11 protein-coding genes are annotated in these 15,160 nt (G+C 59.7%); 5 read left to right on the forward strand and 6 right to left on the reverse strand.

The window, feature by feature from the left end; genetic code table 11:
• Nucleotides 1–658 precede the first annotated feature (658 nt).
• A complete protein-coding gene (locus C5F71_RS05845; protein ID WP_029300325.1) occupies nt 659–1,954 on the forward strand; it encodes an OprD family porin in 1,296 nt (431 codons plus the stop codon).
• 174 nt (nt 1,955–2,128) lie between these two features.
• On the opposite strand, the gene C5F71_RS05850 is transcribed toward C5F71_RS05845, so the two are convergent.
• Both C5F71_RS05850 and C5F71_RS05855 read right to left on the reverse strand, forming a co-directional pair.
• Nucleotides 2,129–2,971, reverse strand: a complete 843-nt coding sequence (locus C5F71_RS05850) for a mechanosensitive ion channel family protein (protein ID WP_029300326.1) — start codon at nt 2,969–2,971, stop codon at nt 2,129–2,131.
• 127 nt (nt 2,972–3,098) lie between these two features.
• A complete protein-coding gene (locus tag C5F71_RS05855; RefSeq protein ID WP_029300327.1) occupies nt 3,099–3,584 on the reverse strand; it encodes a YajQ family cyclic di-GMP-binding protein in 486 nt (161 codons plus the stop codon).
• Nucleotides 3,585–3,721: 137 nt separating this feature from the next.
• On the opposite strand from C5F71_RS05855, the gene C5F71_RS05860 reads away from it, so the two are divergent.
• From C5F71_RS05860 to C5F71_RS05870, 3 genes are read left to right on the forward strand one after another with little or no spacing between them, the layout of a single operon-like run.
• Nucleotides 3,722–4,639, forward strand: coding sequence for a putative 2-dehydropantoate 2-reductase (locus C5F71_RS05860; RefSeq protein ID WP_104910789.1), 918 nt, complete (start codon nt 3,722–3,724; stop codon nt 4,637–4,639).
• A 46-nt stretch (nt 4,640–4,685) separates the two neighbouring features.
• Nucleotides 4,686–6,722: an ATP-binding protein gene (locus tag C5F71_RS05865; RefSeq protein ID WP_104910790.1), complete on the forward strand. Its 2,037-nt coding sequence runs from the start codon at nt 4,686–4,688 to the stop codon at nt 6,720–6,722.
• Nucleotides 6,723–6,724: 2 nt separating this feature from the next.
• Nucleotides 6,725–7,303 (forward strand): cob(I)yrinic acid a,c-diamide adenosyltransferase, encoded by a 579-nt coding sequence (locus tag C5F71_RS05870; protein WP_070994437.1) that lies wholly within the window; start codon nt 6,725–6,727, stop codon nt 7,301–7,303.
• 115 nt (nt 7,304–7,418) lie between these two features.
• Here C5F71_RS05870 and C5F71_RS05875 read toward each other — a convergent pair whose 3' ends face one another.
• From C5F71_RS05875 to secA, 3 genes are all read right to left on the reverse strand, one after another.
• Nucleotides 7,419–8,363, reverse strand: a complete 945-nt coding sequence (locus C5F71_RS05875; protein WP_104910791.1) for a Nudix family hydrolase — start codon at nt 8,361–8,363, stop codon at nt 7,419–7,421.
• A gap of 58 nt (nt 8,364–8,421) precedes the next feature.
• Nucleotides 8,422–9,639, reverse strand: coding sequence for a bifunctional glutamate N-acetyltransferase/amino-acid acetyltransferase ArgJ (gene argJ, locus C5F71_RS05880; protein ID WP_029295486.1), 1,218 nt, complete (start codon nt 9,637–9,639; stop codon nt 8,422–8,424).
• Nucleotides 9,640–9,759: 120 nt separating this feature from the next.
• Nucleotides 9,760–12,495 carry a preprotein translocase subunit SecA gene (secA, locus tag C5F71_RS05885; RefSeq protein ID WP_029295483.1) on the reverse strand — a complete coding sequence of 912 codons (2,736 nt, stop codon included), beginning with the start codon at nt 12,493–12,495 and terminating at the stop codon, nt 9,760–9,762.
• Nucleotides 12,496–12,803: 308 nt separating this feature from the next.
• On the opposite strand from secA, the gene C5F71_RS05890 reads away from it, so the two are divergent.
• A complete protein-coding gene (locus C5F71_RS05890) occupies nt 12,804–13,259 on the forward strand; it encodes a DUF721 domain-containing protein (RefSeq protein ID WP_029295480.1) in 456 nt (151 codons plus the stop codon).
• Between the two features lie 128 nt (nt 13,260–13,387).
• Here the strand turns inward: C5F71_RS05890 and C5F71_RS05895 are convergent, their stop codons facing one another.
• Entirely contained in the window at nt 13,388–14,866 is a 1,479-nt protein-coding gene (locus C5F71_RS05895) for a helicase HerA-like domain-containing protein (RefSeq protein ID WP_104912599.1), read from the reverse strand.
• Between the last annotated feature and the right edge of the window lie 294 nt (nt 14,867–15,160).

Raw genomic sequence — 15,160 nt, forward strand, 5'->3', positions numbered from 1 at the left:
GCAATCGCCGCACACCCCATGGGCAATCTGCCGACCGCAAGCCAACGCACCAAAATGAGTCTTTTATGCCCCGCATCGGGCAGGGCCTATCCGCCGATTACTCACTGCGCAGGGTGAACCGGTAACATTTCTGACGGAAACGTATTTTCACCCGTTCGAAATCCCGCACAACCAACGCCCCAAATTCCAAAAAAAACCACGCAAAAGCCCCGCATCCAGGCGGTTTTCACAGACTCACCACATTTTTCACGAAAAAATGACATCTGCCTGGCAGTTTGAGCACGCTTGTTGCATTCACTCCCATATCGTCGACAACGGCACCTGCCAGGAAGGCGGTGCTTCACGATAAAAAGAACAGTGAGCCAATACACAAACAGGAAGTTTTAAAACTTTGAACAGGGTACTTTGCACCTCTGTCCAGGGTATTAAAAACAGTATTGAAGTTGTCAGTCTGGCTACAAACAGACTGTAGATTTGCGACATGGATCTAGCAATTTACGACAGCCTCGTAAAGAAGCTGAAAGGACAGATGTGCAAGTATCGCCAATTATTGCCAGCGTGCTATAAGTTTGCGCTGTCACAAAAAAGAAAGAGCCGCCCAGACAAAAATACAGGTGGGACGGCAGTACTCTTCCTAAAACCAAAGGAGCAAATCACGATGCGCGTGATGAAGTGGAGCATGATCGCCCTCGCTGTTTCAGCAGGCACCTCACAGTTCGCAATGGCGTCCGCCCAAGATGATGCCAAGGGCTTTGTCGAAGACAGTACGTTCAGCATCAATACCCGCACCCTGTACTTCAGCCGAGATAACCGCAACAACAAGTCGGGTACGAGCTACACCCGGGAAACCGGCCTGGGCTTCAACGGTTTGTACCAGTCGGGTTTCACCCAGGGCACCATCGGTGTGGGTGTTGACGTTATCGGCCTGCTGGGCGTGAAACTGGACAGCGGCAGAGGCCGTAATGGCACCGGCCTGTTCCCGGAAGGTTCGGATGGCCGCTCAGAGGATGAATACTCCAAGGGCGGCGGCGCCATCAAGTTCCGCCTCTCCAATACCGTGCTGAAAGTCGGCGACCAGTACACCACCGCACCGGTATTCGCATCCGACGACAGTCGCTTGCTGCCAGAGCTGCCACAAGGTATCTCGATCGTCAGTAACGAGATCAAGGACCTCAAGCTGGAAGCCGGCCACTTCACTTCCAGCGTTGCCCAGGCGCAAACCTTCAAGGACAGTATCCTCGACTTCCCTGAAACCTCCCGAGGCATCAAGCAAGCCAATTTCGTGGGCGGCACCTACGGTTGGACGCCTGAGTTCACCACCAGCCTCTACTACTCGAAAGTCGAAGACTACTGGCGCAAATACTACGCCAACGTCAACTGGACCCACGCCCTTAGCGATGACCAGTCGGTGGCCGTAGACTTCAACATCTACGACACCAAGAGCGACGGAGCCGGCCTGCAACGCGCCTTCAAAGACGACGTTACCAAACTCGACAACCGCGCGTTCAGCTTGCAGGGTGCCTACACCATCGGCGCACACACCTTCACCCTGGCTGCACAGAAGGTTACCGGTGACGGCGATTACGGCTACGGCATCGATGGCGGCGGTACAGTGTTCCTGGCCAACTCCGTGGCCCGTTCCGACTTCAACGCCGAAGGCGAGAAATCCTTCAAGGCCCGTTATGACCTCGACATGGCCACCTTCGGCGTACCTGGCCTGAGCTTCCTGGCTGCGTACGTCACTGGTAGCGGCGCCAACACCGCCCTGACCTCGAACGGCAAAGAGTGGGAACGCGACCTCGAAGCCAAGTACGTGATCCAGAGCGGCCCGGCCAAAGACCTGAGCCTGCGTATTCGCCAAGCGACTTATCGTTCGTCTGACGGTGTTTACTACGGTTCTTCGTCCATCGACGAACTGCGTTTGATTGCGCAATACCCGCTGAACATCTTGTAATCAAAGATGCCCGAGGGCTTCGGCTCTTAATGAAAAAGCCGCTCACTTTTAACCAGTGAGCGGCTTTTTTATTACACTTTTATTTCTGCGACCTTGATAACTAGCAAGCTAACTATCAAGTTTATTGCCGAGACGAAACCTGACTCTTCAGCCAAGTTAAATCCCTGTACCCGTTTATTTGGCAGGCGCGTCTTGCATCACGCGAATAACACGCTGCGGGAACGGGATATCAATTCCCGCCGCTTTCAAACGGTCACGCGCCAGTTCATTGAACATGAACATCACATCCCAATAATCCGCCGTCTTGGTCCATACGCGCAGGGAAACAGTGATTGAACTGTCGCCCAGGGTCGAAACCACAGCGACCGGCTCTGGGTCCGCCAGAACCCGTGGGTCCTTGGCCAGTTCCAGCAGCACTGCGCGGGCTTTCTGCAGGTCGGCTTCGTAGTCGACACCCACATCAAACACCACCTTGCGGGTTGGCTGGCGGTTGGTGTTGGTGATGATGCCGTTGGACAAGATGCCGTTAGGCACGATGACTGTCTTGTTGTCGCCGGTACGGATCACCGTGTGGAAGATCTGGATGCTATCGACGGTACCCGCCGTGCCCTGGGCTTCGATCCAGTCACCGATACGGAACGGACGGAACAGCAGGATCAGCACGCCACCGGCGAAGTTGGCCAGGCTGCCTTGCAACGCCAGGCCAATGGCCAGGGTCGCGGCACCAATCGCGGCAACAAACGAAGTGGTTTCGACGCCAATCATCGAGGCCACGCTGACGATCAGCATCACCTTGAGCACGATGTTCGCAAGGCTGGTCACGAAGCCCTGCAACGCCAGGTCGGCATTGCGCAGGGCCAGCAGGCGCCCAACCTTGTGGGTCAGCTTGTTGATCAGCCACCAGCCAATGGCCAGGGTCAATACCGCCAGCAGCACCCGGCTGCCGTATTCCATGATCATCGGGACCCAGGCTTGGGAAGCCTTGATCAAATGATCCACTTCAGCATTCAAGTCCATCTAGATTCTCCTGTTTACCACTGCATATATAGGTCGCCACAGCAATTGAGCCCCGAAGGGCTCAATCGTTTCTGCAGGTGCTGGGGCGTGGGACGTCGAAAAGCCCCGCGGGTTCCCCAAAACCGGGTCAGTCGCGGAAGTTATTGAACTGCAGCGGCATATCGAAGGTCTTGGCGCGCAGGGCGGCAATCGCGTCCTGCAAGTCGTCGCGCTTCTTGCCGGTGATACGCACCTGCTCGCCCTGGATCGCGGCCTGGACCTTGAGTTTGGCATCCTTGACGTGAGCGACGATTTTCTTCGCCAGCTCCTTGTCGATACCTTCCTTGAGCACCGCTTCCTGCTTCATCAACTTGCCCGACGCATAGGCCTCCTTGACTTCAAGGCACTGCACATCGATCTTGCGCTTGACCAGGGCCAGCTTGAGGATCTCGATCATCGCTTCCAGTTGGAAGTCGGCTTCAGCGGTCAGGTTGACCGTCAGTTCCTTTTCCTTGAACTCGAAGCTGCCTTTGCCTTTCAAGTCATAACGACGGTCCAGCTCCTTGACGGCGTTCTCGACGGCGTTGGTGACTTCGTGCTTGTCCAGTTCAGATACCACGTCGAACGACGGCATGTAGTTTCTCCAATAAAAAAGGGGCGCGGCTCAGTAAAGATGGAGCGCGCCTGGCTTGCGGGTAAAATGCCGGGGCATTATAACGATTCTTTACCCTGAGCTGCTTGGCTCACCCAAAGGCCGACGGAGCAAAATTGATGTCCACCACCTGGCATGTCCTCGGCGCCGGCAGTCTCGGTACGTTATGGGCCGCACGCCTGGCCCGCGCAGGCTTGCCTGTCACACTGATCCTGCGCGACCAGGCACGCTTGGCCCGCTATCGGACAACGCCCGGGCTGACCTTGATCGAGCAGGGGCATACCCAGTCTTACCCGGTTAGTGCACAAACATCCGACAGCCCCGAGCCGATTGATCGCCTGCTGGTCGCGTGTAAAGCCTACGACGCACCTGGCGCCGTCGCACAGCTAGCCCGACGCCTGACACCCAATGCCGAGGTGATCCTGCTGCAAAATGGCCTGGGCAGCCAGGATGCGGTTGCCGCGCAACTGCCCCAGGCCCGGTGTATCTTCGCCTCCAGCACCGAGGGTGCGTTTCGCCAGAGCGATGGCAGTGTGGTTTTCGCCGGCCATGGCTTTACCTGGCTCGGTGACACTACCCATCCCACGGCGCCGCTGTGGCTGGACGACTTGGAGGCCGCCGGCATTCCCCACCAGTGGAGCACCGATATCCTCACGCGCCTCTGGCGAAAACTGGCACTCAACTGTGCGATCAATCCACTGACCGTGCTCTATCAATGCCGCAATGGCGGGCTACAGCAGCACCAATGCGAAGTAGCGACCCTGTGTACCGAACTCGCCGAACTGCTGGAGTACTGCGGCCAGCCAGCGGCGGCGCAGGACCTGCAGACCGAAGTGGCGCGGGTGATCCAGGCGACGGCAGCGAATTTTTCGTCGATGTACCAGGATGTGGCCGGCGGCCGACGCACTGAAATCCGCTACCTGCTCGGCCATGCCTGCCAGGCGGCCTTGCGCCATCGCCTGAGCCTGCCGCACCTGCAACAACTGCATGTGCGCCTGGCCGGCTACCTGGACGCACGCGGATTGCCCAGCGACTGAAGCACGCGCTACCCTGCCCACTTGATCCTTGCCTGCGAACAACCTGATGCCACTGCGCCAGCGTCTCGAAAATCTCCCCGTTGGGCAGAAACTGCTGGCGGCCCTGCTGGTACTGCTGACCACCGTGCTGCTGGTGGCCAACCTGACCTTTATCAGCGCCGCTTACTGGATCTCCCAGGAAAGCATGGCCCCCCAGGCCCTGCAGGCAATTGGCCGACTGGTTTCCAATCCGGCCCTCGCCGCGCAAGCCCTGGACTCTCCCGCCAAGGCCGATGCCCTGCTCAACGAACTGACCAGTTACTCGCCACTGCGCGCGGCGGCCCTCTACGACGGCGAAGGCAGCCGCCTGGCGCAGTTGCAACACGGTGACCGCCTGCAATTGCCGGCGCACTATCGTGACATCGAAGCCTGGCGGGTCACCGAGTTTCGCAGCAATCAAATCATCACCCTGCCCCGCCCCGGCCTGCCCTCGGGGCACCTGCTGCTGGTGGCCAGCAGCGAACTGCCGGTGGCCTTCTACACCGGCACCCTGACCGCCAGCCTCGGCATCCTGGTTTTCAGCATCCTGCTGTGGATGGTGATCGCCCAGCAGATCAAGCGCCTGATTACCCGGCCCATCCACGAGCTGGAAGAGTTGTCGCGCCAGGTCACCCGCGAGGAGAACTACGCGTTGCGGGCCGGTCGCGGCAACCATGACGAAATCGGCAGCCTGGCCGAAGCGTTCAATACCATGCTGTCACGCATCGAAGCCCGCGAGCAGCAACTCAAGCGCGCGCGGGACGACTCCCAGGCCGCCTATGACCAGGCCCAGGGCCTGGCCGAGGAAACGCGCCATACCAACCGCAAGCTGGAACTGGAAGTCCAGGTGCGCAGCAAAATCGAGAAAAAACTCACCGGGTTCCAGAATTATCTCAACAGCATCATCGACTCCATGCCCTCTGCCTTGATCGCCCTGGACGAGCAGCTTTACGTTACCCAATGGAACCAGGAAGCCAGCGCCCTTTCCGGCACACGCCTGGACCAAGCGCTGAACCAGCCAATCTTCCTCGCCTTCGAACCGCTCAAGCCCTACCTGCCCCAACTCAAGGCCACGGTGGAGCAACATACAGTGGAGCGCATCGAGCGCGTCACCTGGATCAAGGACGACGAGCCCAAGCACTACGCCCTGACCTTTTACCCGCTGATGGGCGGTGCCGGGCGCGGGGTGGTGATCCGCATCGATGACATCACCCAGCGCCTGTCCCTGGAAGAAATGATGGTGCAGTCAGAGAAGATGCTGTCCGTCGGCGGGCTGGCCGCCGGCATGGCCCACGAAATCAACAACCCCCTGGGGGCGATCCTGCACAACGTGCAGAACATCCGCCGACGCCTATCGACGGAGCTGCCGAAAAACCTGGAGCACGCCGAGCAGGTGGGCGTGGAACTGGAAACGGTGAACCGTTACCTGCAAAGCCGCGAGGTGCCGCAATTGCTCGACGGTATCCAGCAAGCCGGGGCCCGCGCGGCGAAAATCGTCACCCATATGCTCAGTTTCAGCCGCCGCAGCAACCGCCAGATGGCGCCTTGCGACCTGCCAGCCCTGATCGATCAGGCCGTGGAGATCGCCGGCAATGACTTCGACCTGGCGATCGGCTTCGACTTCAAGGGCCAGGCAATCATTCGCCAGTTCGACCCAGCGCTGGGCCCGGTGCCCGGCACCGCCAACGAGCTGGAGCAGGTACTGCTCAACCTGCTGAAAAACGCCGCCCAGGCCATCCACCTGCGCGAAGACGACAGCGAGCCAGGGCGCATCATCCTGCGCACCCGGCTCAACCCGCCCTGGGCCGAGATCCAGGTGGAAGACAATGGCATCGGCATGAGTGAGAGCGTACGCAAACGCACGTTCGAGCCGTTCTTCACCACCAAGGAAATCGGCCAGGGCACGGGGCTGGGCTTGTCGGTCTCGTACTTCATCATCACCAACAATCACAAGGGCCAGATGGAGGTTCACTCCACCCTGGGCCAGGGCACCTGCTTTACCTTGCGCCTGCCGTTGGCCGGCAGCCAGCTTGCCCCCCTCGAACTGACTCAACTGGAGCACTGACCATGGGCTTTCGCCTGTCGAAAATTTACACCCGTACCGGCGACAAAGGCGAAACCGGCCTGGGTGACGGTCGCCGCGTGCCCAAGGATCACCCCCGGGTGGAAGCCATCGGCGAAGTGGACAGCCTCAACAGCCAATTGGGCCTGCTGTTGGCCGGGCTCGAGGAGCAAAGCGGCCAGCATCCTGCGTTGAAGGATGTGGTCGAAGTACTGACACCTTGCCAGCACCGACTGTTTGACCTGGGTGGCGAGTTGGCGATGCCGGTCTACAAGGCACTGAATGCAGGCGAAGTGGACCGCTTGGAAGCCGCGATCGATCGCTGGAATGAAGAAGTGGGGCCTTTGGAAAACTTCATCCTGCCCGGCGGTTCGGCGCTGATCGCCCAGGCCCACGTATGCCGCAGCCTGGCCCGCAGCGCCGAGCGCCGCTGCCAGCAGTTGAATGCACTGGAGCCGTTGGAAGGCGTGGGATTGGCGTATATCAATCGGCTATCGGATTTGCTGTTTGTCGCAGCGCGAGTAATTGCCAGGCGCCAGGGGGTTGCGGAGATTTTGTGGCAGGCGGCGGCTAAGCCGCACTGAGGTTTTGTAGAGCTTTATCGGGCCTCATCGCAGGCAAGCCAGCTCCCACATTTGAGCGGTGAATACATTCAAATGTGGGAGCTGGCTTGCCTGCGATGGGGCCATCACTGACGACTCAAACCTCAGGCCAGAACGCCCGAATCCCCGCCACACCCTGCGCTCCGTTCTGCCAGGCCTTCTCCCGCTCGTCAGGCCCAACCCCACCCAACAGAAACACAGGCTTGCTGAAGCCCTTGATCAACTGCCCGGCCTCTTCCCAACCCAAAGGTTGAGCATCAGGATGAGTCTGGGTCGGCTGCACCGGCGACAGAGTGACAAAGTCCACGTCCATCAATTCGGCCAATGCCAGCTCCTCGGCATTGTGGCAAGACGCCGCCAACCAGCGATCCTTGGGCAATGGCCGGCCTTTGCTGGCGTATTTGCGCAGTTGCGCCGAAGTCATGTGCCAGCCCGCCGCCGGGAAATCACCGAGCCATTCAAACGGCCCCTTGAGCATCAACTGTGCCTTGCCGGCACACAACCCCACGGCATCCACCGCCAGGTCGCGGTACTTGGGGTCATAGCCATTGGGTGCGCGCAATTGGATCAGCTTGATGCCACCGGCAATGGCCTTCTGAATACCGCGCAACAACACTGGGGTTTCCAGTTCACCTGGGGTGATCAGGTAGTCAGCGGGCAAGCGCGCGGCAGCGACGATTGGCGCGTTGGCAGCTGGAAACTCGTAGTTCTGCAAGTCCCGTGGCGCCACCCATTCGAGGGGTTGCCCTTCTGCGCCATGGGGCTCGCCGGTAAACGCCGAGACCTCCCAGACATCCAGCAACACCTGCTTGTCCGGGTAATCATGCTGCACCTGGATCAACGGCCGCGCCGTGGTGACCTGGATACCCAGTTCCTCCTGCAGCTCTCGGCCCAGTGCGGTGAAAACCGATTCATCGGCCTCCACCTTGCCTCCGGGAAATTCCCAGAGGCCGCCCTGGTGCTGGGTATCTGCACGACGCGCCAGCAAAATCCGGCCATCGATACCGCGAATAACTGCGGCTGCTACATGAACTCGTTTCACGGTATTACGTCCTCTAAGCCGGCGTCTGCCGGGGCATTGCCAATGCCCCGGGCAGGTATCAAGTGCGGTATTCGGCGTTGATTTTCACGTATTCGTGGGACAGGTCGGTGGTCCAGATGGTTTCGCTGCACTCACCGCGCCCCAGTTCGATGCGGATGGTGATTTCTTCCTGCTGCATCACCGCCGAGCCCTGGGCTTCGGTGTAGGTTTCGGCACGGGCGCCACGGCTGGCGATGCACACATCGCCGAGGAACACATCGATCTTGCTCACGTCCAGGTTCGGCACGCCGGCACGACCCACCGCTGCGAGGATCCGGCCCCAGTTCGGGTCGGAGGCAAACAGCGCGGTCTTGATCAGCGGCGAGTGGGCCACGGTGTAGCCGACATCCAGGCACTCCTGGTGATTGCCGCCGCCATTGACTTCAACGGTGACGAACTTGGTCGCGCCTTCGCCATCACGCACGATGGCCTGGGCCACTTCCATGCACACTTCAAATACCGCCTGCTTCAACGCCGCGAACAGCGGGCCGTTGGAGGAGGTGATTTCCGGCAGGTTGGCTTTACCGGTGGCAATCAACATGCAGCAGTCGTTGGTCGAAGTGTCGCCGTCGATGGTGATGCGGTTGAACGACTTGTTGGCGCCATCGAGCATCAGGTTCTGCAGCACATCGCGGGAGACTTTGGCGTCAGTGGCGATGTAGCCGAGCATGGTCGCCATGTTCGGGCGGATCATGCCCGCACCTTTGCTGATGCCGGTCACGGTGACAGTCACGCCTTCATGCACGAATTGGCGGCTGGCGCCCTTGGGCAGAGTGTCGGTGGTCATGATCCCGGTGGCCGCGGCCGCCCAGTTATCCACCGACAGGTCGTCCAGCGCGGCCTGCAGGGCGCCTTCGATTTTTTCCACGGGCAACGGCTCGCCGATCACCCCGGTGGAGTACGGCAGCACCTGGCTGGCGTCCACCCCGGTCAACTCCGCCAGCTTGGCGCAAGTGCGCGCAGCCGCAGCCAGGCCAGGCTCGCCGGTACCGGCGTTGGCATTGCCGGTGTTGGTCAGCAAGTAGCGCACCGGGCCTTCGACACGTTGCTTGGCGAGAATCACGGGGGCTGCGCAAAACGCGTTCAGGGTGAACACGCCAGCGATGGTCGAGCCTTCGGCACAGCGCATCACTACCACGTCCTTGCGCCCGGGGCGCTTGATACCGGCCGAAGCGATACCGAGTTCAAAACCGGCAACCGGGTGCAACGTGGGCAAAGGACCAAGACCAACAGCCATGAATGCGCTCCTTAACGATGTGATGTCTGCACCGTCGTCGTCGACGGTGAATAAATGGCAAAACGCCGCGACGGCTGATGCCGGTCGCGGCGCGGGGTATTGCAGCGTCAGGCAAAAATCTTAGTTGATTTCGCCATGGCAGTGTTTGAACTTCTTGCCCGAACCGCACCAGCATGGCTCGTTGCGACCCAGCTTCTGCTCGTTGCGCACAGGAGCCTGGGCCAGGGCCACATCGACCTCTTCACCCAACACTTCCGGCGACTCAAGGCCCGGCGCTTCGTCATGCTGGAACTGCATGCGCGCGGCCAGGGCTTCGGCTTCCTGGCGCAGGCGGGCTTCTTCTTCGATCGGGTCTTCGCGACGCACCTGAACGTGGGACAACACACGAATCGAATCGCGCTTGATCGAATCCAGCAACTCGGAGAACAGCGTGAACGACTCGCGCTTGTACTCCTGCTTCGGGTTCTTCTGGGCGTAGCCACGCAGGTGGATACCGTGGCGCAGGTGGTCCATGGTCGACAGGTGGTCTTTCCACAGGTCGTCCAGCACACGCAGAACGATTTGCTTCTCGAAAGTGCGCAGTGCTTCGGCACTGGCTTGCTCTTCTTTCTCGTTGTACGCGGCCAGCAGTTCGGCCATCAGTTTTTCGCGCAGGGTTTCTTCGTACAGGTGATCGTCTTCGTCGAGCCATTGCTGGACCGGCAGGTCGACACCGAAGTCGCTCTTCAACGCAGCTTCCAGGCCTGCAACATCCCACTGCTCAGGCAGCGACTGTGGCGGGATATGGGCGCTGACGGTGGCGTTGAGCACGTCCTGGCGGAAGTCGGCAATGGTTTCGCCAATGTTGTCGGCGGCCAGCAACGTGTTACGCATGTGATAAATCACTTTACGCTGTTCGTTGTTGACGTCATCGAACTCCAGCAGTTGCTTACGAATATCGAAGTTGCGGCCTTCGACCTTGCGCTGGGCCTTTTCGATGGCGTTGGTCACCATGCGATGCTCGATCGCTTCGCCAGACTGCATGCCCAGGGCCTTCATGAAGTTCTTCACCCGGTCAGAGGCGAAGATGCGCATCAGGCTGTCTTCCAGGGACAGGTAGAAACGGCTGGAACCGGCGTCGCCCTGGCGACCGGCACGGCCACGCAGCTGGTTGTCGATACGGCGCGATTCGTGACGCTCGGACGCGATCACCTGCAAACCACCGGATTCCAGCACCGCCTGGTGGCGCTTCTGCCAGTCGGCCTTGATCTGGGCGATCTGCTCAGGCGTCGGGTTGTCCAGGGATGCCACTTCCACTTCCCAGTTGCCGCCCAACAGGATGTCGGTACCACGACCGGCCATGTTGGTAGCGATGGTCAGTGCGCCTGGGCGACCGGCCTGGGCAATGATCTCGGCTTCTTTTTCGTGGAACTTGGCGTTGAGGACCTTGTGCTCGATACCTTCCTTGTTGAGCAGGTTCGACATGTGCTCGGAGGTTTCGATGGTTGCAGTACCCACCAGGACCGGACGGCCTTGGGCCATGCATTCCTTGATGTCGGCAACGATTGCAGCGTATTTCTCGTCGGCGGTCAGGAACACCAGGTCGTTGTAGTCTTTACGCGCCAGTGGCTTGTTCGGCGGGATGACCATCACCGACAGACCGTAGATCTGGTGGAATTCGAACGCTTCGGTGTCAGCAGTACCGGTCATGCCGGACAGCTTGTTGTACAGGCGGAAGTAGTTCTGGAAGGTGGTCGAGGCCAGCGTCTGGCTCTCGGCCTGGATGTTGAGCACTTCCTTGGCTTCGATGGCCTGGTGCAGGCCTTCGGACAAACGACGACCGGGCATGGTACGGCCGGTGTGTTCGTCGACCAGCACGACCTGGCCGTCCTGGACAATGTATTCGACGTTGCGATGGAACAGCTTGTGGGCGCGCAGACCGGCATACACGTGGGTCAACAGGCCCAGGTTGTGTGCCGAGTACAGGCTTTCGCCTTCAGCCAGCAGGCCGATCTGGGTCAGCATCTCTTCGACGAACTGGTGACCGGCTTCGTTGAGCTCGACCTGGCGGGTCTTCTCGTCGATGGAGTAATGACCTTCTTTAGTCACGACGCCTTCCACTTCCTCGATATGTTGCTCAAGGCGCGGGATCAGCTTGTTGATTTCGGTGTACAGGCGCGAGCTGTCCTCGGCCTGGCCGGAGATGATCAGCGGGGTACGGGCTTCGTCGATGAGAATGGAGTCGACTTCGTCGATCACGGCAAAGTTGAGTTCACGCTGGAATTTTTCTTCCATGCTGAACGCCATGTTGTCGCGCAGGTAGTCGAAACCGAATTCGTTGTTGGTGCCGTAGGTGATGTCGGCGGCGTAGGCGGCACGCTTCTCTTCCGGCGGCTGGAACGGCGTTACCACGCCGACGGTCAGGCCGAGAAATTCATACAGCGGGCGCATCCAGTTGGCGTCCCGGCGAGCCAGGTAGTCGTTCACCGTCACAACGTGCACGCCCTTGCCGGACAGTGCGTTGAGGTAAACGCCCAGGGTTGCCACCAGGGTCTTGCCTTCACCGGTGCGCATTTCGGCAATCATGCCTTCATGCAAGGTCATGCCGCCGATCAACTGGACGTCGAAGTGGCGCATACCCATTACACGCTTACCGGCTTCGCGGGCGACCGCAAAGGCTTCGGGCAGCAGTTTGTCGAGGGTTTCACCTTTGGCTATGCGGGCCTTGAACTCTTCGGTCTTGGCGCGCAATTGCTCGTCCGACAAAGCAACCATCTGCTCTTCGAAGGCATTGACCAGCTGCACCGTCTTGAGCATGCGTTTGACTTCGCGCTCATTCTTGCTTCCAAAAAGTTTCTTTAACAAAGGCGCAAACATATCGGCAGGTTCTTCCACACATTAGGGATGAAGGGGCGCCCCGTAAGTCGCCCGAGCAGCCCTCACGGCCGCATGCGAACGAGCATTCTACCCGGAAACGAGGGTGAGGAAAGTGGCGTTGTTCCACGATGCAGGCACAGCGTTCCGGGAGGGCTTGTTTAAAATAAGGGCTTTTTGCTGACTTTCAACCCATTGGAGCGAGAAGTTACTTATTGATTTAATGGATAAACTGCTGACAAAGCAATGACCACAGTGCCGCACACGCTTTCTGCTACCATGGCGGCTCTGTTACCTAAGGTGTCTAGACCATGGCATTTCGCCCTCTTACGGCCCGAGCTCCCGCCGTGCTGCTGCGCGAAGCCAAGCCTTTAAAAGCCATCTTCGGCCATGCCCAGCGCCTTGGCCACCTGCAACGCCTGCTGGAAAGCCAACTGCAACCGGCGGCCCGCGAGCACTGCCATGTAGCATCGTGGCGTGACGGTACGCTGCTGCTGATTGTCACAGATGGGCATTGGGCCACCCGCCTGCGCTATCAGCAAAAACGCTTGCAGCGCCAGCTCCAGGCATTTGAGGTCTTTGAGAGCCTGCTGCGCATCCAGTTCAAGGTCCAGCCTCCAACCGTGCAGCAAGGTGCGGTGGGGCATACCATGGATTTGTCGGTGAATGCCGCCGAAACCATCCAGGCGACAGCGGACGGCATTACCGATCCGAAGCTGCGCGCGGCGCTGGAGCGGTTGGCCGCACACGCCAAGCCCAAAACATGAGAGCGGCACAACCTAATGTAGGAGCGAGCTTGCTCGCGATTGCGAGAGGTCAGTCGATACAGGTATCGACTGAAACTCCCTCATCGCGGGCAAGCCCGCTCCTACAGTTGATTCCATCTACGTAAGAACTACTTACGCTTGCTACCGCCCAGCAAAGAACCCAACAGCCCGCGCACCAATTGGCGGCCCATCTGATTGGCAGCCTGCTGCATCGCCGACTTCAAGGCCTTGCCCGCTGTAGTTCCCAGGAACGCCCCGGCCTTGTCGGTGAAACTCGGCTCTTCTGCGGCAGGCGCAGCACTCGCCTCCGGCCCCAGTTCCTTGCGCGCCATCAGCACTTCATAGGCCGACTCACGATCGACCGGCTTGTCGTAGCGCCCCAAGAGCGACGAACTGGCGATCAGGGCCGTGCGCTCAGCGGCGGTCAATGGCCCGATCCGCGATTGCGGCGGCGCTACCAGCACCCGCTGGACCACCTCGGGCGTGCCTTTTTCCTGCAGCGTGCCCACCAGCGCCTCACCGGTGCCCAGCTCGGTCAACACCGCCAGTGCATCGAATGCCGGGTTCGGCCGAAAACCATCCGCCACCGCCCGCAGGGATTTCTGTTCCTTGGTGGTGAATGCCCGCAGGCCATGCTGGATACGCAAACCCAATTGGGCCAGCACGTTGTCCGGCAGATCGCCCGGCGACTGGGTGACAAAATACACACCCACCCCTTTCGAACGAATCAGCCGCACCACTTGCTCCAGACGGTCCTGCAAAGCCTTGGGCGTATCGGCAAACAGGAGATGCGCCTCGTCGAAAAACAGTGCCAGCAACGGCTTGTCGGCATCCCCGCGCTCCGGCAACTGCTCGAACAACTCCGCCAACAACCACAACAGGAACGTCGCATAGACCTTGGGCGACTCGTGCACCAGGCGGCTGGCGTCCAGCAGATGAATGCGCCCTCGCCCATCGCTGGCCGGTTGCAAAATATCTTCCAGCTGCAGCGCCGGCTCACCGAACAACGCTTCGGCGCCCTGCTGTTCGAGCACGGCCAAGCGCCGCAGCAAGGCCTGGCTGGAGCCGGTGGTCATCAGGGCGGCGTCATCCCCCAGCAGTTCGGGGTGGAACTTGAGGTGGTTGAGCAGAGCCTTGAGGTCCTTGAGGTCCAGCAGCAGCAAGCCTTCGCGATCCGCCACTTTAAAGGCTGCATACAACGTCGACTGCTGGCTGTCGGTCAGTTCCAATAGACTGCCCAGCAGCAATGGGCCCATTTCGCTCAAGGTTGTACGAAGCGGATGACCGGACTGACCATGGATATCCCAAAGAGTTACCGGATAAGCCTTAGGCGCGTAATTCAGGAACGGCATACCGGCAATACGCTCGGCCACCTTGCCCTGGGGGTTGCCTGCGGCGCCGAGGCCACACAGGTCACCCTTGATATCGGCGGCGAACACTGCGACGCCAGCATCACTGAACGCCTCCGCCAGCCGCTGCAGCGTCACAGTCTTGCCCGTGCCGGTGGCACCAGCGATCAAGCCATGGCGATTAGCCAGACGCATGGCCTGGGCGATGGGCTGACCTTCGAGATCTGCGCCAATAAGAAGTTGCGAGGAGTCAGACATTTTGTCACCCATGGTTAATCTTTAGCGCTGCACGGTCGATACAGACAAAGCGAGAGACCCAAAAAGTCTAAAAAAGTTAGACCGGATAATTCCTGCAGGAGCAGATGGAAATATCACACTTTATTTAATGCTGCCATTTGCGCGTCTGCATAAAAGACGCGCCTCGGACACTAAGACCTTAGCGGACACGACGAGCCATGAATAAAAATCTGCGCTTCAGCCACAAAATCCTGCTTGCAGCCGCCCTTATCGTCATTGCCGCATTTGCGTTGTTCACGTTGTACAACGACTACC

This window comes from Pseudomonas sp. LG1D9 (genome assembly GCF_002949995.1).
Taxonomy (GTDB): domain Bacteria; phylum Pseudomonadota; class Gammaproteobacteria; order Pseudomonadales; family Pseudomonadaceae; genus Aquipseudomonas; species Aquipseudomonas proteolytica.